The organism is Nostoc sp., assembly GCF_036917515.1.
Taxonomy (GTDB): domain Bacteria; phylum Cyanobacteriota; class Cyanobacteriia; order Cyanobacteriales; family Nostocaceae; genus Nostoc.
In genome coordinates this window covers 1-22411 of record NZ_JBALDE010000170.1, presented here as the reverse complement: position 1 = coordinate 22411, position 22411 = coordinate 1, and the positions used below count along the sequence as shown (strand labels likewise).

Below are 22411 nucleotides of genomic sequence, written 5' to 3'. Positions count from 1 at the left end.
ATACATATGTACTATCAAAATTTGAACTTTTGAGCTATGTCTAATACCCAAAACAGTAATTATGCAATTAAATCAGGTTTGAGTCAGCGCCTGAAATAGACATTTTGCGTAATACAGATTATGGTCATTTTGTACAGTGCATAAGTCCTATATTCCAGCCCTTTCAAGGTGAGCATATGTACTATCCAAATTTTTACCGCATTTCAGGCATCGGCGGGAATTGAAGAAAAAATTTTCGGATGTAAATTAAGCTATCGCCTGCGCCAAAATCCTAAAAAAGAGTGAAAAACATTATTTTTTCGATAGTACAAATGTTCCCCTTGAAAGGGCTAGTTGACACCAATGACAGTTGTGCGACCCTAGGGGAAATTTATATGTCTCAAGATTTTAGGGAAATGGTATTAATCAGCTTTCCAAATCACAATACCATTCTCAACAGTGAAATCAAAATTCAGCCAGTAAGCCAGCTTTACTGGTACACTGACTGAGCCTGCTTCAGAGCGAACCCCTTGTAATCCTAGTTCTTTAACTATAGGATGGCTAGCAGCATCGTAAAATTTCACTTCATACTTACCGCCCACATCACCTGAACTGAGGATTTTTCCCCCATGATATTTAGACATTTTCATTAAAACTTCAATGATTGCTTGATAACAAGCACGAGTACCATCTTCTACATCACGGAACTGTTTGAGACAGACACCAGTAACTGATTGATAAGTCAGTGACTCGATAATACTCAGTGGTAAAGACCAACTCCAACCAGGTATTTCAAGATTTCCTCGGTGTTGGAAAATTAATTTTCTGAGTTCTGGCATTAGCTCATCAAGATTGTTTAGTGTTTGACTCGCCCCATTTTGTTGTCCCTTATCTATTCGTAACACTTCCAGCAGTCGTTTCTTTTCTGCCTTCGTTTGTTTGGGCTAGGGCATTGTACGCGCCTCTAAATTTAAATGCCCCTGTGCGTTGAAAGTTTTCGCACTTAAAGAATACTTGGCTATTGGTGCGATCGTTAACAATTCTAGAAGTCAGCACGGGTGTGCGGTAGGCAATCCCCAAAATTCGCTTTTGTGCTGCTTGCACGTTAGTTATAGCAACCGAATTATGCTGTGGCATTGATGACGCTATTATATATTATTGCTCTTGTTTATATAGATACAGATTTTTATATTTGCACCTAATATGCTTTATTGAAGCATACTTATTTCAGGTGAATAGCATCATTTCTTGTCTCCATAAAAATAACTACAGCAAACATTATATATTGCTGTAGCTAAATTTATAAAACTTCAATTAATTAATTAATTCAACTTAGTCATTTTTTTGAACATGAATAAAACATCCGAAAGTCGGCAAAAAAAAACTGCTCTAATTACAGGAGCAGCTAGTGGGATAGGCTATCAATTAACCCAAATATTTGCTCGTCATAGTTATAATCTTGTCTTAGTAGATAAGAATGAACAAAAACTTATTGAAATTATAGATGAATTTCCGCAAAAATTTGGCATTTATGTCAAAATTTTTGCTAAGGATTTATCTATTACCACATCCCCAGAAGAAATTTTTACAGAACTACAGCAAGCGTCCATCAAGATTGATGTGCTAGTTAACAATGCTGGCTTTGGGACTTATGGAGCATTTAGCGAAACAGACCTTAGTATTGAATTGAAAATGCTTCAGGTAAATATGGTCAGCCTGACTCATTTAACTAAGTTGTTCCTCAAAGATATGGTCGAGCAAAACTATGGAAAAATATTAAACGTGGCCTCAGCTGCTGCTTTTCAACCAGGGCCTCTAATGGCAGTTTATTTCGCTACTAAAGCCTATGTCTTATCATTTTCAGAAGCGATCGCTAATGAATTAGAGGGCACAGGTGTTAGCGTGACTGTTCTTTGTCCAGGGCCAACAGCATCGAAATTCCAACAAAATGCTGCAATGGAAAATTCAAAGATTGCTAACGTTAACAGAATGATGGATACAGAAACCGTTGCTAGGATTGGTTATCGGGGCTTAATGACAAACAAAATCGTTGTTGTTCCTGGTATGAGAAATAAGATATTAACTGAAAGCGTCAGATTTACACCTAGAAATTTAGTAACAAAGGTTGTCAGAAGTATGCACGAACTCAAAAAAAATAGGTAGCCCGATATCTGACTTTTCACTTTATAGAAACCTGACTTCCATTCCTCTCCCTTAAAAAGCTACGGTGTACACACAAGTCTTTTAAAGCTGCCCCACATCTTGCTCTGCAATGCCAATGCATCGACCTGTAAAAATTAACGCACCCTACGTTACGCAGGAACTCTAAAAGACTTGTGTGTATACGGTAGCCCCTAAAAAGGGAGAGGCTTTGATTTTCCCCCTTCCATACTAGTAAGGCTTGTATTTTATCAGGCAAGGATTTTAAGACTTGTGTATACACCGTAGACTGTCTACGGAGGGGCGCAATCTGTTTCTCTATAAAAGAAGAATTGGTGTTTGAACTGCTAAAAGATAAAGCTTTTTTGCCTCCGTACAATATAGCGAAGAAATGTCTAATATTCACTGGGGCGATATTGATATCGCTCCTGAATAGCTCTATAAGAACGGAATCGATATTTCGGATATTGATGAAGGCAACTCGTCCACTACTGGGACTCACAACATGAAACACTAGCGACCTTCTGCCAGGTCAGCATAAATAAGCATTTCAACTCCTAACACAATTAAAAGCAAAAGTTCTACCCAAGACAAAATAGTTACTGCCAGAGGAGGCTGAGAAACTGAAAACCAGAATGCCAAAAGAGCAATCATGCCTGAAAAGACAAATGTAATTTCGTCCACGATCAGCTGCTGAACCTTGCGGCGCTTGCGATGCTTGTCATTACGATGGGCAATCTCCCAACCAAAGAGGGTTTCTAGATTCGTATAACCCGTGTGCTCTTTAACTTTGTCCACCAGCTTGTAGCGAATGTATTTGCCAATCGCCGAAATCTTCTCGTCATTCACTGTATAAGTCCAGCCCAAGATGAGGCAAACCCAGGGAATCACAAGCAGGGCGTAATAGTTAGACGAATTGGAAACAGCAAACGAGACAATTGTTGCGAATAAACCTAGTGTCACGTAAAGTAGGTTGTCCCGAAAGCCAATTCTTTGAGCCTGCTCAGACTTTAATTTATCATATTCCTTAAAGAAAATTTCAATGATTTGATCTTTATCGCTCATAGCTGTCTCCTAAAGAACATCACTATGCCCAGGTATTTTGGCTAGCTCACTACTTTACTACCAGTTTAAACGAAGAAGAGCAGATATCTTTTCCAGAAAGGCTTGAGGGGAAATACAATAAAAGGCGAAGTTTCGTCTAACTAAGACCAACCATTATTATCAGCATATGTGCGATCGCTAACGTCTTTAAAAGATAAAATATCGCTATACATATAATAGCCAATTTGTACAGTGTATAAGTCCTATTTTTATATTAGTCTTAATTCTTTTGTATTGTGTGCTTTATGATAATGTCTGTCTGAAGCAGTGTTTGATAGCCAATTTGTAGAGACTGCTACAATTTAGCGAAACAGTCATTTAAACTGCTGCTATCATAATTATAACAGTCTAATTATATAGAAGTAAAAGTATACCGATGGTTCATAGATCTACAAGGGGTCAACGTCCTAATTGGCTTCATTATAAATCTGCCTATGGAATAAACGATGTTTTAGTAAATTACGATAATGAGAACTTACTAACCGAATTTCTTCAAGTAGGTGTTGAGTATGGAAAATATTACAACCCATCTGACAATGGAGGAAAACAATATGAACCAAATGTAATGATTCTTGACACATTTTTGAGCGATCGTTCAGATAAATCTTTATTAAAAGAGATTTGTCAAGATGTAGATAGATTTCCTTTAATAAAAATTCTTGTGGTAAATCCATTAAGTGATTTTGCACGACGTCGTCAACAAATAATAGGAATTCGTTATAGAACCCCTATAAACAAAACCTTTGAAGGACTTTTGAATATTCTAAACGCTTTGAATAGCTGTTTTAACTTAACGATAGATACAGGGGTAAATTGGAATATAAAAGAAGATGAACCTTTGAGTCTTTATCCAATTATTGATCGTATAAGGGAACTAGGAGCAGAGCGAAATCTTGAATTGAAGTTTTATGATGTATATCCGAGTGGACCAATGTACTTTTTCAACGATATTCTTGTATATGGTCGATTTGGAGCTACTAAAAATTGTATGGAACTAGCATGGTTTATGTTTGTTGATGATTATAGATGTAAAAACGATTTATTTGATGAAAATCGTCAAGAGTTTTTGGATATTTGGAATATGGCAGAGCCTTATCTTAATAATCCTGATTTCACTCGCGATTTTGATGTAGCTTTAACAAGAAATTTTGATATAGCAATTATATGTGGGCTTTCTATAGAACAAGAGTTTGTTCGTAATATGGGAAATCCTACTTGGCAATGGAATACTTTTTCCGCAAAAAATCATAATCAGGAGTATTTTCAAACAGAAATAACTACAAGTAGTGCTCGAAAATTATCTGTTATTCTTGGTGCTCCTAGTCAAATGGGAATAACTGCATCTGCATCCTTAACAACCAAGATGTTATATAACTTTCGACCAAAAGCAGTAATACTTGTTGGAATAGCTGCTGGTACTAAATCATCAGAACGTAATTTTGGAGATGTTTTAGTGGCTCAACAAGTAGTTGATCATTCATCAGGAAAAATAGAAGCTGCCAGCAATCAGGAAGTCAGTTTTTATCCTGATCCACATCCTATAAGAATTCAAGATAAAGTTTCTACGATAATAAAAAATAACGGTCGAAAATATTTGGATGATATTAGAAATTCTTGGCAAGGCAATAAGCCTAATTCAGTTCTCAATATCCATGTAGATACCATTGCAAGTGGAGATCAGGTTATTAATGACTCTCAAGCAGTTTCTTATATACAAAGAAACTGGCGCAAACTAGTTGGTATAGAAATGGAAGCTTATGGTGTCTATTTTGCTGCATCACAAGCTATTGAGCCTGCACCTTATTTTTGGTGTTTTAAGTCAGTTTGTGATTTTGCAGATGGTAATAAAGATGATAACTACCAAAGATATGCAGCTTTTACCTCTGCTGAATATTGCAATTATTTTTTAATTAACGATGTAGAAAGGCTTTTATTTAATTAATTCTATAATTTATTCGGGCTTGAATTCAAAAAGTCTTCTCTTTTCTAGGATTCATGATTATTTCAGAAATTTCAGAATAACGTGAATAAGTTTCTTCTATTATTTTCTTTGATAAATTTGGAGTTGGTGGTTTATGATTCCAATGGTTAGCGTCTAACCAATCTCTAATAATCTGTTTGTCAAAACTAAAAGGATTTTCTCCAGGTTTCCAAGAACACTTATTCCAATATCGAGATGAATCAGGCGTAAGAACTTCATCAACAAGAGTAATGCGATTATCCACTCTTCCAAATTCAAATTTTGTATCAGCTAAAATAATACCTCGATCATCTGCATATTTAGATGCTTTACAATATAAAGCTAAAGATATTCTCGATAATTCTTCGATATCATCTCCAACAATACTTCTAGCTTGTTCAAAAGTGATATTTATATCATTACCTTTATTACTTTTTGTGCTAGGAGTAAAAACAGGTTGAGGCAATTTATCTGCAAACTTAAGCCCTGGAGGTAAATTTAATCCAGTAACCTTTCCAGTTATATTATATTCACGCCAAGCAGAGCCAGCCAAATATCCACGAACAATACATTCAATATCGAGCATATTTGCTTTTTGAACGAGTATCGTTCTATCTGTAAGATAATCAGGTGTGCCGATATTTAAAGGTATTTTTCTTATATCTGCATCATTTGCTGAGATAAAATGATTAGGTACTATATCAGAGAGAAATTCCATCCAAAATATAGACATTTGAGTTAACACTTTGCCTTTACCTAAAATATTGTTAGGTAAAATATGATCATAAGCAGAAATTCTGTCAGTTGTTATAAAAACTAAACAAGAGTTATCAAGTTCATAAATGTCTCTTACTTTCCCAGAACGTAAATATTTCATTGGATAACTCAAATTAAATTTAATCAGGTTATATTTTTTAGTTATAGCTTTTAATTTGTAGTAGTCGCCTTAGTTTGCTCTCTTTACATTTCTTTAGAGACAGCCTCTTAGAACAGTCATTAATCATTAGTTAACAACAAGATATCCGACTTATCTAAGAAGTCGGATATCTAAGTTTTGTGATTTTCACAAATTATTATTTAAGTTGCATTCCCATATTCAACATTTACTAATTATCATCTTTACGCTTATCATAAGGCTCACCTGTAAAAGGTTGTACGCCAATAACAGGATAAGCATCATCATTAGGTCCAAAAATCCGCATTGCTGCTTCAGATATATACTGGGTTATGTTCGCAATGATTTTGGAAATAGTCATAATATTTGACTCCTTTTTTTCGAGTCACCATTGATTGTGATACTTATATTTTAATGCTGATATTCAAGGCTTGCTTTAATTCTCAATATCTTGAAATTATATGCAATATTTATTTAGATAACTTTGTAATACTTTAGTTTGTCAAAAAGTCAAACTTTCCTTATTAATTCTAATTGTAATTTAGTTATTTTTTCAACCCCAGTCTGGAAAAGAGACTTGTAAACAAACTTGCCTTACCAGGATATTATTTTCCTTCATTAGCCACCTGATCTAATTAACATTATTGCTAGCTATTACTATTAAAAAATATTAAGTTTTTAATGAAGTTAGTATTAAGTTGCTGATAAATTTATTGTTTTACGGCAATCTCAGACAATATACTCACCAGGAGTTGACATTATTTATGGTATTATTTACCATAAATAAAAGAAGCATCTTGTAAGGAAGCTCTTGCATGACAACTTTGCCAGATTTAGACTATGTACATAAACAGCAAAGCCAGCAGAACCAGGAACTGAACCTTTCTGCCGATGACTACAGCTTGCTGACCGACCTTTACCAGTTGACAATGGCAGCTTGTTACACAGGCGAAGGTATAGAACAACGACGGGCAAGCTTTGAATTGTCTGTCAGACGATTGCCAGAGGGTTTTGGTTACTTAATAGCAATGGGGCTGACGCAGGCATTAGAATATTTAGCCAAAATCCGCTTTAGTTTTGCGCAAATTGCGGCATTACAAGCAACAGGAATTTTTGCTCATGCTGGCGATCGCTTTTGGTCACTTTTAGCTGAGGGAAAGTTTACGGGTGATGTTTGGGCAGTACCAGAAGGGACAGCTGTGTTTGCCAATCAACCACTGTTGCGAGTAGAAGCACCCCTTTGGCAAGCGCAACTAGTGGAAACTTACCTCTTAAATACGATTAATTACCAGACTTTGATTGCCACAAAAGCAGCACGGTTGCGGGATGTAGCGGGGGAGGAAGCAACACTTTTAGAATTTGGCACCAGACGAGCATTTAGTCCCCAAGGGTCTTTATGGGCAGCGCGGGCAGCCTTAGCGGGTGGGTTAGATTCTACTTCTAATGTGTTAGCAGCGCTACAACTGGGACAAAAGCCAAATGGTACGATGGCACACGCCTTAGTAATGGCATTGTCAGCAATAGAAGGCACTGAAGAACAAGCTTTTAGTGCATTTCATCGATATTTTCCGGGTGCGCCATTGCTGATTGATACTTACGATACCGTTGCTGCTGCCCAACGCTTGGCCGAAAAAGTAAATTCCGGGGAAATACAATTAACAGGAGTGAGATTGGACTCAGGAGATTTAGTTACCTTATCAAAACAGGTGCGATCGCTCCTTCCCAGTGTGCCAATTTTTGCTAGTAGCGACATAGACGAGTGGGAAATTGCCAGATTAAAAGCTGCTGGGGCTGAGATTGATGGTTATGGACTAGGAACACGACTAGTTACAGGTTCGCCCGTAAATGGAGTTTATAAACTTGTAGACATTGATGGCATCCCAGTCATGAAGCAGTCCAGTGGTAAAGTTACTTATCCAGGGCGCAAGCAGATTTTTCGCTCGTTTATGGGAGATAAGGTAAAAGTAGACAGATTGGGACTCTTAGGTGAAACTCCTCTAGAAGAAGAACCTTTGTTGCAGTTAGTAGTACAAGAAGGTGAACGGGTGCAGCCATTGGAGTTGTTAGTAACAATTCGTCAGCGTACCGCCGCCTCAGTTGCCAGTTTGCCAGAACAGACACGGCGTTTAGATCATCCTGTCACGGTGCAGGTGGAGATTTCTGAGGGGTTACGGATGTTGACTGAAGAAACTAAGCAACGTAGACGCACCAGCGGCTTGCCGTAGGCTACCGCAGAAGCGCCGAGTACACAGAGGTAAAAGTACTTTTTCAGTGTGTCTTAATTACGAATTACTATGAAAATTGCTTTGTTTGGTACTAGTGCAGATCCACCAACTGCTGGACATCAAGAAATTCTGAATTGGTTGTCTGAGCGTTATGATTGGGTAGCGGTTTGGGCAGCGGATAATCCATTTAAGTCCCATCAAACACCCTTAGAACATCGGGCGGCAATGCTGCGACTGTTGATTGCGGATATAGATGCGCCACGGCACAATATTGCTTTGGAACAAGAATTGAGTAGCTTCAGAACACTGGAAACAGTAGAAAAAGCCAAGTTTACTTGGGGTGAAGATGCTGAATTGACGTTGATCGTTGGTTCAGATTTACTGAGTCAGCTACCACGTTGGTATCGCATTGAAGATTTGTTACAGGAAGTGCAACTACTGATTGTACCGCGACCGGGATATGCAATAGATGAATCTAGTTCAGAGGTAGTGCAAAAGCTGGGAGGGAAGATTGCGATCGCTAGTCTAACCGGTCTAGATGTTTCCTCAACAGCGTACCGCGAACATGGAGATCCCCAAGCTCTCACAGCCCCTGTAGTTGCCTATATTAATCGAGAGCATTTGTACGAATGCCAGGACGTTCACAAAAAAAGATACCAACTCCGTTAAACCAACAACCTTTGGCCGATTTCAAGGTTGGCGTTGATAATGTAATTTTTTCTGTAGATACTGTACAAAATCGGCTGTTAGTTCTACTAGTAATGCGACAGCAAGAACCATTTTTAAATCATTGGAGTCTTCCCGGTACTTTGGTACGTCCAGGAGAGTCTTTAGAAGATGCCGCTTATCGCATTATGGCAGAGAAAATTAAGGTCAACAATCTCTATTTAGAACAACTGTATACATTTGGCGGGCCGAATCGCGATCCCCGGGAAGCAACTGATAGTTATGGTGTGCGTTATTTATCAGTTAGTTACTTTGCCTTAGTGCGATTTGAAGAAGCTGAATTGATTGCCGATCGCATGACTGGCATTGCTTGGTATCCGGTAAAACAAGTGCCACAATTAGCTTTTGACCATAACGAAATTCTGACTTATGGACATCGGCGGTTACGAAATAAATTAGAGTATAGCCCAGTGGCTTTTGAAGTCTTACCAGAAATGTTCACCTTGAATGATTTATATCAGTTATACGCCACAGTTTTAGGTGACAATTTTTCCGATTATTCTAATTTTCGAGCGCGTCTACTCAAGTTAGGTTTTTTATGCGATACCGGAATTAAGGTATCACGGGGTGCTGGTCGTCCAGCTAGTTTGTATAAGTTTGACGCGGAAGCTTTTGCTCCCCTAAAAGATAAACCTTTAGTGTTTATTTAACCAATCTCTATCCAAAGTTCAGAGTTAAAAGTCTTAAGTTCAGAGCAACTTATGACTCTTGACAAATGACAAATGACCAATGACAAATGACAAACAATATGAAAATTGCGATCGCTCAAATTAATCCGACTATCGGTGATTTGCTTTTAAATGCCCAAAAAATCCTGGAGGCAGCACAACAAGCAGCATCTAGCGGTGCGCGTTTATTGTTGACACCAGAACTTTCTTTGTGTGGCTATCCACCAAGAGATTTATTACTAAATCCTAGTTTTGTAGAAGCGATGGGCATCACTTTACAAAACTTGGCTCAGGATTTACCACCAAATTTAGCTGTGTTGGTAGGAACTGTTGAACCGAATCTCCAAGCGTCTATTACTGGCAGTAAAACTTTATTTAACAGCATGGCTTTGTTAGAGAATGGCACAGTCAAGCAAGTTTTTCACAAACGACTTTTGCCTACTTACGATGTCTTTGATGAACGCCGCTATTTTGAAGAAGGTTTGCAAGCCAATTATTTCACTCTCGATAATATCCATATTGGCGTAACTATTTGCGAAGATTTATGGAACGATGAGGAATTTTGGGGCAAACGTAGTTATGCAGTGAATCCGATTGCTGACTTAGCAATTTTGGGTGTAGATTTGACTGTAAATTTGTCTGCTTCGCCCTACACTGTTGCCAAGCAGCAGTTTCGCGAAATAATGTTCAGGCATAGTGCAGTACGTTTTCAACAACCAATGATTTACGCTAATCAGGTTGGGGGAAATGATGACCTAATTTTTGATGGGCGTAGTTTTGCCTTAAATCGTCAAGGTGAAATTATATCTCGTGCCCGTGGTTTTGACACTGATTTATTAATAGTAGAATTTGACGAGGTGCAACGTGATTTGCAGTTGGGTTCTGTAGAACCGATGTATGAATCGGAAGATGAAGAAATTTGGCAAGCTTTGGTTTTGGGAGTGCGAGATTACGCTCGTAAGTGTCGCTTTTCTAAAGTAGTGTTAGGTTTAAGTGGCGGGATTGACTCGGCAATAGTAGCTGCGATCGCCACGGCTGCACTTGGTAAAGAAAATGTCCTCGGTGTTCTCATGCCTTCCCCTTACAGTTCCGAGCATTCCATCAGTGATGCTGTGGCATTAGCCGAAAATTTGGGGATTAAGACTCATCTTTTACCAATTGGCGAGTTAATGCAAGGCTTCGATCATACTTTAGATGATTTGTTTGCAGGTACGGAGTTTGGACTGGCTGAAGAGAATATCCAGTCTCGGATTCGCGGTAACTTATTAATGGCGATCGCGAATAAATTTGGCTATCTGCTTTTATCTACTGGTAACAAGTCAGAAATGGCAGTTGGTTACTGTACTCTCTACGGTGATATGAATGGCGGGTTGGCGGTGATTGCAGATGTACCTAAAACCCGTGTGTATTCACTTTGCCATTGGTTAAATCGCAATCGTGAAATTATCCCGGAAAACGTCTTGACTAAACCACCCAGCGCTGAACTCAAACCAGGCCAAGTCGATCAAGACTCTCTACCGCCTTACGAAATTTTGGACGATATTTTGCAACGCCTGATTCACAATTACCAATCAGCAGCACAAATTGTTGCAGCCGGTTACAATGCGGTGATTGTAGACAAAGTAATTCAAATGGTGGCGCGGGCTGAATTTAAACGGCGACAAGCACCCCCCGGCTTAAAAATCACTGATCGCGCTTTTGGAACCGGTTGGCGAATGCCAATTGCTAGTAACTGGGTTGGTGTCAAAAATGCTTACCAGACTAAAAGCATAGTTACACCTACCTTAGTCTGTTGGGATGGACAAGATGCCCATCCGCAAATCAAGTAATTAGTTATCAAACCTCTTCCTACTTTAAACTGCTGATGGCACAAATCACGTATAAGATTGAAGCATTTTGGGATTCAGATGCAGAAGTTTGGGTAGCAACTAGTGATGACGTACCTGGATTGGTAACAGAAGCTTCTACGATTAAGGTTCTGACGCAAAAGCTGCGAGAAATAATTCCAGAGCTGATCATTCTGAACAAAATTGTCCCTCCTGACTATGTGGGTTCTATCACCTTTGAGTGAACCAGCCATCGACAAGAGTTGATTAAGGTGGCTTCATAGATGGGTGCGTCGTTTACTCCTGAGTTGAAAAAGATGCTTTTAGAAGTTGGGTGCTACTTTGAACGGCAAGGCAAAGGAGATCATGAAATCTGGTACAGTCCAATCACAGATCATCGGTTTGTTGTAGACGGAACCATCAAGTCACGCCATACGCTAACGGAGTTTTGAAACAAGCTGGACTTCCCAAAGCCTTTTAGGGGGATAAAATTACATATCAATGCATTGGAAATGGGGCTTTAGACTATTAATTGTATTCTTTGGGCTGTGGCTACTTCTGGATCTAGGTTCCCGTCTGGGAGCAGAAATTTTTTGGTTTCAGGAAGTCGGCTATCTCCAAGTATTTTTGTTGAGGCTGCTGACTCGTGGTATTTTGTGGGTAGTCGTGGCTGGAATAACTGCTGCCTATCTACTGCTAAACCTGGCTTTAGCACAACGGCTAAAATATTCCCAGTCTCTAAAGATTGAGCAAGCAGAACTCAACAGTGAATTAACAAATTTTCTCAGTCCTAATTATCCAAGACGCAACCAAACCCGGATACTTGGGCCGCAACGCTTTCAATCATTAAAATTGCGCTGGTTATTACCCTTAACTGTGGTTCTTAGCTTGTTGATTGGGTTAATGCTGGCTCACTATGGTCAAATTGCTCTTTTCTACTGGCATTCTCCAGTTAATCAGACTATTCTACCTGTTCCCGCCCTATTCCGACTGGATACAATCTGGCAACTTTTGAGGCAGATTGTCTCTCAAGTCTGGTATCTCGGTTTAATTGTGGGAGTAGCGATCGCAATCCTAATCTATCCTCAATTTTTACTGACTGCGATCGCAATTCTCTCCAGTCCTGTTTTTGCCTTCATCATATTCCGACACTGGCCAAAGGTGCTGGAATATTTCCACCCCACGCTTTTCAACAGCACTGAGCCTTTATTTGGTCGAGATATCAGCTTTTTCGTATTTTCCTTACCCTTTTGGGAACTACTAGAACTCTGGCTGATGGGATTATGTTTGTATGGCTTCCTCGCCGTTACTCTCACTTATCTCTTGTCGGCGGATAGTTTGAGTCAGGGAATTTTCCCTGGTTTTTCGCCCCAGCAGCAGCGTCATTTATTCGGTATAGGTGGCTTGTTGATGCTGGTAGTAGCTTTGAGTTATGGGCTAAGTCGCTATGAAATCGTGTATTCTAGCCGTGGTGTGAGTTATGGTGCTAGCTATACCGATGTCACAGCCCAGTTGCCAGCTTACACCGTCTTGGGCATTGTGGCAGTTGCGATCGCCTTTTACCTACTTTGGCGAACATTTTTTTGGAAACCCAAATCTCAGTATCGTTCTTTTGTATTTTACGGATTAGGGGTTTATCTAGTATTAGTTGTAGCTGCTTATGTGGTTTTACCTACTGTAGTGCAATATTTAATTGTCCAACCGAATGAGTTGCAACGAGAGCAACCCTACATTCAGCGGACTATTGCCTTGACTCGCCAAGCATTCGATTTAGAGGCGATTGATTCTAGAAGCTTCAACCCCCAAGGAACATTGACTGAAGCTGATATTCAAAAGAATGACTCGACAATTCGGAATATTCGCCTGTGGGATCAGCGACCACTGTTAGAAACTAATCGTCAACTGCAACAAATTCGCCCCTATTATCGATTCCCTAATGCCGATATTGATCGATATACTCTCAAAACAGATGAACCTTCACCTCGACCACCTGCCCCCCAAAAGCCACCAGAATCTAAGCCGGAAGTAGTTGAATCAACAGAACGGCGGCAGGTATTGATTGCCGCACGAGAATTAGATTACAGTGCTGTACCGCAGGAAGCTCAAACATGGGTTAATCGCCATTTAATTTATACCCACGGTTTCGGGTTTACTGTTAGTCCAGTTAATACAGTTGGACCGGGTGGGCTACCAAAATATTTTGTTAAAGATATTAGCGGTAATAGTAGTGCTCTCACAACTTCTAATCAAGCCGTTCGTCAAAGTATTCCGATTGGGCAACCCCGGATTTATTACGGTGAGATTACTAATACTTATGTAATGACTGGCACAAAAGTTAGAGAGCTAGACTATCCGAGCGGTAGTGACAATGTTTACAACTATTATGAAGGTCTAGGTGGCGTTGAAATCGGTTCAACATGGCGACGGTGGCTATATGCCGTGTATTTGAAAGATTGGCAGATGCTGCTGACACGGGACTTTTTGCCAGATACAAGAGTGCTAATGCGACGAAATGTCAAGCAAAGAATTCAAGCGATCGCACCTTTTTTAAAATTTGACAGCAACCCTTATTTAGTGGCTGCTGCTGCTAATCAAGATTTACCAAGTAATCCTAGTTATCTTTACTGGATTGTTGATGCTTACACAACGAGCGATCGCTATCCCTACTCAGACACTGGTAGCAATGGAATCAATTACATTCGTAATTCTATCAAAGTAGTAATTGATGCCTATCACGGCACTGTTAACTTTTATATTGCCGATCGCAGCGATCCGATTATTGCTACTTGGTCAGCGATATTTCCCAACATGTTCAAACCGCTCAGTACAATGCCAGTCAATCTCCGCGCTCATCTTCGGTATCCAGAGGACTTTTTCAAAATTCAATCTGAGCGGTTGATGACCTACCACATGACCGATCCTCAGGTATTTTATAATCGGGAAGACCAGTGGCAAATTCCGAATGAAATCTATGGTAGCGAACCCCGTCCAGTAGATCCGTATTATTTGATTACTAGTCTACCCACTGTAGACTTTGTTGGCGTTCGCGTAGCGTCTCGTAGAGAAGAATTTATTCTGCTTCTACCCTATACTCCCAAACAACGGACTAATTTAATTGCTTGGTTAGCGGCGCGATCGGATGGCACAAACTACGGTAAGTTGGTGTTATATGTCTTTCCTAAAGAACGCCTGATTTACGGAACAGAGCAAATTGAGGCGCGAATTAACCAAGACCCAGTAATTTCTCAGCAAATTTCCTTATGGAATCGCCAGGGTTCGAGAGCTATTCAAGGCAATCTACTAGTAATTCCCATTGAGCAATCGCTGCTGTATGTCGAGCCAATCTATCTAGAAGCTACACAGAATAGTCTGCCAACCTTGGTACGGGTAGTAGTGGCTTACGAAAACCGGATTGTTATGGCGCAAACCTTAGAACAAGCATTGCAGGGAATCTTTAAACCAGAAGTTACACCAGCCCCGGCGATTATCCGTCCCTTTGAAGAAGCAACCCCGCCGGGTTAAGGGAAAGTCCAGTTGAAACGTAATTAGGGCAATAGGTAGCAAAGCTATAGAAGGAATACTATGTGGTATCTGAAATATTAGCCTAAATAGCTAATAAATCATGCTATTCATTCCGATTAAATATCTGATGAAACTACCTAATACAGCGGCTGGAATGTAACTGACAAATAACCGTTGCAGGCTAGCTAAAATGTCTAAAAACATATTGTTTTCTCTGCCTCAGTTCTCATGGAAAATATTTCGTAAATACTGCGGCAACAACACAAAATAGCACGAATAAAAGTGTATTAAATTATACGTATTATTACTTAAATAAAATATTTTTATATCTTCTCCTCATTGATGAGTAATCCAAAAATTTAGGTATTATTACGATGCGATAGTAGTAATACAAAGAAGAGATAAAGCTTGACTTTACTTTATTAAAAAAGCAAATTTTAATTAGTAAATTGAATACAATTTATAGAATTTATAAGAGAACGCAGTTATTGCTAGAGCTTACGTACGATTGCTCCTTAATATCTAAGCTGATGGAACGAGCAGTAATTTCTAGATTGCCTGTTTGCCTTGTTCTTTTACTGCTTATAAAAACCGTATCTACACCAAAGACAATCAACTTTTTAGTATTAATCCTTAAATTCTAATACTTGCACTATCTTTTATTTGTAACCTTGTGATTTTTACAATGCAGTTTTCTGCAATTTTACATACATTATTTTGCAGATAAGACTACATAAAGGGTGAATGAATAATTTTTATACTTTTTTTTATTATGTATTTTGTGGATGAGTTGGTAGTTCCAGTTACAAGCATCATTACACTTACACACAAAATGCAAAGTTATTAGGAATTTTACTTCTAATTTTATTGAGTAAAAACCTAGCTCTATCTACTCCATATTCTTTGAAATAACTATCTCACTCTAAATTCTCAAAAGGAGAAGCAGATGTCTAATTTTGTTAATTCTACTGATGATGTTACTCAAACTGGTTCAATCTATGTAGACAGCTTACTATGGGGCAGTCGTTGGAAGATTGAAAACGACAGTAGAAAAATCACTTATTCATTTGTTGATAATAAGTCTTGGGATGACAACTTCGATAACACTGAAATAAATGCCTTCACTAATGCAATACAGGCGTGGGCGAATGTCGCTAACTTCCAGCTAGAATATTCTGGTTTTAATGATTCTCAAGCTGAGTTAACCTTTCATAGTGTTGATTCTTCTATTTTTGACAGTGATGGCGTACTAGGTCAAGCAGAGCCACCAGGAGAATCCTCTAACCCTTTTGCAGAAGGAGATGTTCTAATTAACTGGGAGTATTATCAATATTATCCTGATTCAGAACTCTTAGTTGGTAGCTACTACTACTACACTTTTATCCACGAAATTGGTCATGCTTTGGGATTAGCTCATCCTCACGACAATGGAGGAGGTTCTTCTATCTTTCCTGGCGTTGATAATGCTTCAGATGCTGGTGATTTGAATCTCAATCAGTTTGTGACAACAATCATGTCCTACAATACCCAACTGAGTCCCTATTCCCCTGGGTACAAGGCAAATTGGGGATTTGCAGCAGGACCAATGGCATTTGATATCGCCGCCATCCAACATATTTACGGTATCAATCGCTCATTTAACACAGGTAATAACTTTTATTCACTTCCATCCTTTAATGGTGTAGGAACTTATTGGTCTTGTATTTGGGATGCAGGCGGAACAGATACCATATCCGGTCAAGAAGCAAGTAATTCGGTAATTATTGACTTGAACAATGCTACTCTGGCAAATAACGACCCTAATGCTGGCGGCTTCATTAGTCAAGTTGTTGGTGTTAGTGGAGGATTTACGATCGCTAACTCCCAAGAAGGTATATGTGTTATTGAAAATGCCATAGGAAGCTACTTTAATGACACTCTCATAGGGAATGAATACAATAATTATCTCTCTGGCGAGGACGGGAACGATGTCATCAATGGTGGTGCTGGCAATGACATCCTAGTTGGCGGGGCTGGAGGCGATCGCTTTACTTTCCAATCTGGCAGTGAAGGAATTGACTGGATTACTGACTTTAACGTACTGGAGGATAGCATTGTTGTCTCTGCCGCTGGTTTTGGTGGAGGGCTAGTTGCTGGTGCGACGATCGCTGCCAATAACTTTGCGATCGGTACAGCAGCCACTACAAGTAGTCAAAGATTTATTTACAACACAGGTAATGGTTCTCTCTTCTTCGATCAAGATGGCACTGGAGCGATCGCCAAAATCGAAATTGCTACACTCAATACTGGATTATTCCTGAATAATGCAGATATTGTCGTTGTTGCTTAAGTCCTGTTTAAGTCATCAATCAAATCATTTGTGAAATATTTTTGGAGTTGGCTGTCATTAGTCATTAGTCATTTGTCCTTTGTTATATCATGTCCGGTTAAAGACTTATCATTAAGACCGCAGAGATCAGATGAGACGGGTTTTTGGACTTTCTGCATAGAGAAAGGGAATTATAACTAATTGGCCAGACATGATATTATTTGCAATTATAAAGGACAAATGACCAAGGACGACTATAACAAAAATTTTCACAATCTGATTAGGATTGTTATATGTGATCGCTTAGTAAGAAAACCAAACGAAAAGAATTACAGATTTTATTGTAAAGATGTAAAAATAATCATATAAATGGCAAAAGTTATATAATTCCTAGCACACATTTGCGCTGGATGTCTGGAATAGTGGTTAAATATTATAGCTTCTGGTTGTAACAAACTAGAAAATTATTCACCACTAATGAACTCTAAAATGTATTATGTCTTTTTTCAATCGGGAAAATCGATTTTTAAGTAAGTTTAATCGCCGAGATTTAAGGACTAGCTTGATTATATCTGGCATCTTTTTATTTTTAGGAACTACTGGTGGTGTGGTGCAAGTTAAAACAGCACAGAAGTCAGGGTTCATACTACAACTTTTACATACTTCCGACCAAGAAGCAGGTGTGCCAGCGCTGAAGGATGCACCCAACTTTTCAGCGGTGTTGAATGCACTCAAAAATCAGGATACTAATCGTAACGGTAAGCCTGATTATCCTAATACCTTAATCCTTTCATCTGGAGATGCTTATATTCCTGGCCCCTTCTTATTTGCCAGTGACACAGCTTTTGGCGGACAAGGACGAGGAGATATTTTAATTTTAAATGCTCTTGGGTTTGGTGCGATCGCCTTTGGTAATCATGAATTTGACTTAGGTACGGGTGTGGTTGCCGACTTACTTGGCGCTAAAAAAGATTACCCAGGGACAAAATTTCCTTATCTCAGCACAAATCTCGACTTCAGCACTGATAAAGACCTGGCAAAATTAGTTACTACTGATGGACAAGAAGCAAGTAAAATTCCGAATAAAATTGCCCATAGTACCATTATTACCGTCAATGGTGAAAAAATAGGTGTAGTTGGGGCGACAACTCCCACACTGCGGACTATTTCTTCTCCCGGTAGTGTGACTGTGTTGCCTAAAGAATTTAATGACCATGATGCCGCAGATATCGCCGCCTTAGCTGCTGAAATTCAAACTTCTGTTGATACACTGCTGACAAAAAATCCCAAGATTAATAAAGTCATTTTATTGGCACACATGCAGCAAATTGCCATTGAGCAAAAGCTAGCAACATTACTCAAGGGAGTAGATATTATTGTTGCTGGCGGTTCCAATACCTTACTAGCCGACAAAACAGATCGTCTGCGAGTGGGTGATAAATCTGCTGGAACTTATCCAATCATCAAAAAAGCCGCAGATGGTAATCCGATAGCTGTAGTTAATACCGATGGTAACTATCGTTATGTTGGTCGTCTAATAATTAACTTTGATGCCAATGGAGTAATTATTCCTAAAAGTATTGACCCCAAAATCAGCGGGGCTTATGCGACTGATTCCCAAGGTGTAGCTGCTGTAAGTGGGAAACCCGATGCTAAAATTGTTGCGATTACAGAAGCACTCAAAAAAGTGATTATTGCCCAAGATGGTCAGATTTTTGGGAAAACCAACGTTTTCCTTAACGGCTGGCGGGGTGATGTCCGCACCCAAGAAACCAATTTCGGGAATTTGACAGCCGAAGCTAATTTAGCGATCGCTAAACGATACGATCCTAAAACTGTTATTTCCATTAAAAATGGTGGTAGTATCCGTGACAATATCGGTATATATACTTTTCCCCCAGGTTCGACTCGCTCACAGGATGTTATCAAACTACCACCCCAAGCAAATCCTGTAGCAGGCAAAAAAGAAAAAGAAATTTCCCAACTTGATATCACTAATGCTTTACGGTTCAACGATGGCTTGACTTTAGTTACTTTGAATGCTAAAGAACTAGTAGTAATAATTGAATACAGTGTAGCAGGTATAGCGCCGGGTACTACTCCTGGCAGTTTTCCCCAAGTAGCGGGATTAGCCTTTAGCTTTGACCCAAATTTGCCAGCAGGTAAGCGTGTTAAATCCTTGGCGATCAAAGATGGCAAAGGCAAAATTATTGATGTAGTGGTGAAAAATGCAGAGTTAGTGGGTGACTCTAATCGCATCTTCCGCACTGTCACCCTAAATTTCCTAGCAAGTGGTGGTGATGGCTATCCTTTTCCGAAAACAGAACAGGTTGATTTGACATCAAAAGATGCTAAACGCACAGGTTTAGCTACCTTTGCTGCTGATGGTTCTGAACAAGATGCATTAGCAGAATATCTGGCTGCTAACTTTAAGCAGATTCCATTTGCTCAGGAAGATGTACCAGCTACCAAAGATACTCGCATTCAAAATCTGAAGTTGCGTAAAAATATGGTGTTTTGAATCAATGATGACAATTCCAGTAATTGATTTTACTAATTTTACTAAGGGCAACGCAATAAATCGACAAGCTGTCATCAAACAAATCTATGAAGCTTGTCATGAAATTGGCTTCGTGTACTTACAAAATTCCGATATATCAAAAGACTTAATCAAGGAAGTATTCGCTCACAGCAAATCTTTTTTCAATTTCCCTTTAGAAGTTAAGCAAAAACAAGCTTGGAGTGATGAATTTAGTAATATGGGTTACGTTGGGATTGAGAGAGAACGTCTTGACCCCAATAAACCAGGCGACTTAAAAGAGGCATTTAATGTTAACAAACAAGCGGTTACAGAGATAGATGCTTCTATTGTCACCTTTTATGATAGTTGTGCAGAATTTGCTAACACGATATTACAAGCTTATGCGTTGGCGTTGGAATTACCAGAAGATTTTTTTACTATCAGACATAATCAACAAAATCATACCTTGCGACTATTACACTATCCCCCATCGCAGACACCAGCCAAACCCGGACAAGTACGTGCTGGTGAGCATTCCGATTATGGCAGTATTACCTTACTTTTTCAAGATGACATTGGCGGGTTAGAAGTACAGACAGCATTTGGAGAGTGGATTGCTGCGCCTGCAATTCCTGATACTGTAATAGTCAATACTGGCGATTTAATGCAACGGTGGACAAATCATCGATTTTGCTCAACTAAGCATCGAGTAATGATTCCCACTGATCATAGGGTGAATCAGTCTCGATATTCTATGGCTTTTTTCTGTCATCCTAATGATGATACAGAAATTACTTGTTTGGAGAGTTGCCAGAAAGAACAATCGCCTATCTATGCCCCTATCCTTGCGGGAGAATATCTTTTAAGCCGTTTACAAGCAACTTATGGTAATTCGTAATTCGTAATGACGCTCTCTACGAGACGCTAAAAGCGTAGCTTGCAACTCTTACAGAGTACGCAGACTCGCTCTAAGCGCAGCTATGCCACAGGCTTTACGCTACGCTAACGTAATTCGTAATTAACAAAGATATTTAAGATGAAAACCTACGACTGGATTGTGGTTGGCGCTGGAATTACGGGTGCTGCACTCGCTTATGAACTGGCTAAAACTGGCTTTTGTGTACTTTTGTTGGAGCAAGACAGCAGACCACAGAATGCAACTCGCTATAGTTATGGTGGGCTGGCCTATTGGTCGGGTACTACATCACTAACTCGGCGATTGTGCGAAGAAGCGATCGCACGTTACCATATCCTATCTCAAGAGTTAGACGCTGATATCCAATTTCGGGAATTAGATTTATTACTGACTATTTCCGCCCATAACGACCCGGAAGCAACTGCGGCATCATATAATCATTTTGCGATTCCACCCTGTTTACTCGATATTCAAGAAGCTTGTGAGTTGGAACCGCAGCTAAATCGAGAGGCAATATCTGGGGCTTTAACTGTCAAACACGGTCATATTCACCCAGAAAAAACAGCACAAGCTTACATCCAAGCTTTTGAGCGTGCTGGCGGTGAAATGCAAATTACTCAAGTATTGCAAATATTGCAAGATGGCGTCCAAACTACCACTGCAACTTTCCACAGTGCTAACGTTGTCATTTGTGCGGGTGGACTCAGTCGCCAGCTGCTCAAATCTGCTGGTGTTTCTATCAAGCTGTATTTTACTCACGAAGAAATCATTAAAACCTCACCCGTTGATGTCAAGTTACGCACTTTAGTTATGCCAGCGAATCTGCAACGGTTTCAACTAGAAGCTGAATCTACGCAAGTTGATGAATTATGGGATGAACTTGGTAATGAGTTAGTACCAGCGATTTTAGATGTGGGTGCGATTCAGTTTCAAGATGGCACTATCCGCATCGGTCAAATTAGCCGGGCGATCGCAGATCCTCAAGCCAAGGTAAACTCAGATATAAGCGAAAAATGGTTGCGAAAAAGTGTTGGTCAAATTTTACCAGCATTGGAGAATTTACCAGCGACTTTGTATCACTGCTTAGTGGCATTTAGTAGCAATCAACTCCCATTAATTGGTGCTATCCCTGGATTTAAAAGCGTTCATGTTTTCTCTGGGTTTAGTAATCCTTTAGTGCTGATACCACCTTTGGCAAAGCGCTTTGCTAATTTTGCAACTAGCCAGGAAGATGAAATTATTACACAAATACTAATCTAAAAGCCCGCAGCGAAAAATATACATATTACTGATGCTGATACATTAGGTGCAGTCAAACTTTGGAATTTAGGACTTACGCACAGGTAACGGAAAATGTAGACGCAAAGCGGCTTTCCGTATGGTACCACAGAGTACGCAGAGAAGCCAGTGCGTTGGGCGGCTTCCCCGACTTGTTCGCGCAGCGTCTCCCCTTGGGAGAAGCAACTGGCGCGTCACCGAGAAATGAGAGTTTGAGAGGGTTTTTGTGTAATCCCTCTTTTGTTACTACGGGGAGAGTATAATCAGGAAGGAAACCGGAAATAGTAATTAGCAGGGATGGTTACGCCACGCAGAGAAGCAGT

The 22411-nt window shown here is 39.6% G+C and carries 17 protein-coding genes and 2 pseudogenes; 13 read left to right on the top strand and 6 right to left on the bottom strand.

Annotated elements, in window-relative coordinates; translation table 11 throughout:
- Positions 1-401: 401 nt before the first annotated feature.
- Positions 402-884: a hypothetical protein gene (locus V7K89_RS21845; protein WP_335190825.1), complete on the bottom strand. Its 483-nt coding sequence runs from the start codon at positions 882-884 to the stop codon at positions 402-404.
- Positions 885-897: 13 nt separating this feature from the next.
- Positions 898-1116, bottom strand: a pseudogene (locus V7K89_RS21840) (pyridoxal-phosphate dependent enzyme); the annotation flags it as partial.
- Positions 1117-1329: 213 nt separating this feature from the next.
- Here V7K89_RS21840 and V7K89_RS21835 point away from each other — a divergent pair.
- On the top strand, positions 1330-2142 hold the full coding sequence (locus V7K89_RS21835; protein WP_335190823.1) for an SDR family NAD(P)-dependent oxidoreductase: 813 nt from the start codon (positions 1330-1332) through the stop codon (positions 2140-2142).
- A gap of 510 nt (positions 2143-2652) precedes the next feature.
- Here the strand turns inward: V7K89_RS21835 and V7K89_RS21830 are convergent.
- Positions 2653-3204: a hypothetical protein gene (locus V7K89_RS21830; protein ID WP_335190821.1), complete on the bottom strand. Its 552-nt coding sequence runs from the start codon at positions 3202-3204 to the stop codon at positions 2653-2655.
- 415 nt (positions 3205-3619) lie between these two features.
- On the opposite strand from V7K89_RS21830, the gene V7K89_RS21825 reads away from it, so the two are divergent.
- Complete coding sequence (locus V7K89_RS21825; protein WP_335190815.1) at positions 3620-5185, top strand: 5'-methylthioadenosine/S-adenosylhomocysteine nucleosidase family protein; 1566 nt, start codon at positions 3620-3622, stop codon at positions 5183-5185.
- A gap of 25 nt (positions 5186-5210) precedes the next feature.
- On the opposite strand, the gene V7K89_RS21820 is transcribed toward V7K89_RS21825, so the two are convergent.
- Positions 5211-6080: a phosphoribosylaminoimidazolesuccinocarboxamide synthase gene (locus V7K89_RS21820; RefSeq protein WP_335190813.1), complete on the bottom strand. Its 870-nt coding sequence runs from the start codon at positions 6078-6080 to the stop codon at positions 5211-5213.
- A gap of 229 nt (positions 6081-6309) precedes the next feature.
- Entirely contained in the window at positions 6310-6459 is a 150-nt protein-coding gene (locus tag V7K89_RS21815) for a nicotinate phosphoribosyltransferase (RefSeq protein WP_335190810.1), read from the bottom strand.
- A gap of 454 nt (positions 6460-6913) precedes the next feature.
- Between V7K89_RS21815 and V7K89_RS21810 the strand changes: the two genes are divergently transcribed.
- From V7K89_RS21810 to V7K89_RS21780, 7 genes are all read left to right on the top strand, one after another.
- On the top strand, positions 6914-8323 hold the full coding sequence (locus tag V7K89_RS21810; RefSeq protein WP_335190809.1) for a nicotinate phosphoribosyltransferase: 1410 nt from the start codon (positions 6914-6916) through the stop codon (positions 8321-8323).
- Between the two features lie 69 nt (positions 8324-8392).
- Positions 8393-8992, top strand: coding sequence for a nicotinate-nucleotide adenylyltransferase (locus V7K89_RS21805; protein ID WP_335190808.1), 600 nt, complete (start codon positions 8393-8395; stop codon positions 8990-8992).
- Positions 8953-9699 (top strand): NUDIX hydrolase, encoded by a 747-nt coding sequence (locus V7K89_RS21800; protein WP_335190807.1) that lies wholly within the window; start codon positions 8953-8955, stop codon positions 9697-9699. The genes V7K89_RS21805 and V7K89_RS21800 overlap by 40 nt, the downstream gene beginning before the upstream one ends.
- Positions 9700-9797: 98 nt before the next feature.
- Positions 9798-11546, top strand: a complete 1749-nt coding sequence (locus V7K89_RS21795) for an NAD+ synthase (RefSeq protein ID WP_335190837.1) — start codon at positions 9798-9800, stop codon at positions 11544-11546.
- A 35-nt stretch (positions 11547-11581) separates the two neighbouring features.
- Positions 11582-11788, top strand: coding sequence for a DUF1902 domain-containing protein (locus V7K89_RS21790; protein ID WP_335190805.1), 207 nt, complete (start codon positions 11582-11584; stop codon positions 11786-11788).
- Positions 11789-11827: 39 nt separating this feature from the next.
- The gene (locus V7K89_RS21785) at positions 11828-11995 is read left to right on the top strand and encodes a type II toxin-antitoxin system HicA family toxin (RefSeq protein WP_335190804.1); all 168 of its coding nucleotides are present in this window, start codon (positions 11828-11830) and stop codon (positions 11993-11995) included.
- Between the two features lie 49 nt (positions 11996-12044).
- Positions 12045-15065, top strand: coding sequence for a UPF0182 family protein (locus V7K89_RS21780; RefSeq protein WP_335190802.1), 3021 nt, complete (start codon positions 12045-12047; stop codon positions 15063-15065).
- Between the two features lie 12 nt (positions 15066-15077).
- On the opposite strand, the pseudogene V7K89_RS21775 reads toward V7K89_RS21780, so the two are convergent.
- A pseudogene (locus tag V7K89_RS21775) lies at positions 15078-15269 on the bottom strand (nitrate transporter); the annotation flags it as partial.
- A gap of 742 nt (positions 15270-16011) precedes the next feature.
- Here V7K89_RS21775 and V7K89_RS21770 point away from each other — a divergent pair.
- The 4 genes from V7K89_RS21770 (at position 16012) to V7K89_RS21755 (ending at position 22070) form a co-directional block, all read left to right on the top strand.
- On the top strand, positions 16012-17394 hold the full coding sequence (locus V7K89_RS21770; protein ID WP_335190800.1) for a M10 family metallopeptidase: 1383 nt from the start codon (positions 16012-16014) through the stop codon (positions 17392-17394).
- Positions 17395-17869: 475 nt separating this feature from the next.
- Positions 17870-19894 (top strand): bifunctional metallophosphatase/5'-nucleotidase, encoded by a 2025-nt coding sequence (locus tag V7K89_RS21765; protein WP_335190798.1) that lies wholly within the window; start codon positions 17870-17872, stop codon positions 19892-19894.
- Positions 19895-19898: 4 nt separating this feature from the next.
- Positions 19899-20792 (top strand): isopenicillin N synthase family dioxygenase, encoded by an 894-nt coding sequence (locus V7K89_RS21760; protein ID WP_335190796.1) that lies wholly within the window; start codon positions 19899-19901, stop codon positions 20790-20792.
- Positions 20793-20930: 138 nt separating this feature from the next.
- Positions 20931-22070, top strand: a complete 1140-nt coding sequence (locus V7K89_RS21755; protein WP_335190794.1) for an NAD(P)/FAD-dependent oxidoreductase — start codon at positions 20931-20933, stop codon at positions 22068-22070.
- The last annotated feature ends 341 nt before the right edge of the window (positions 22071-22411 follow it).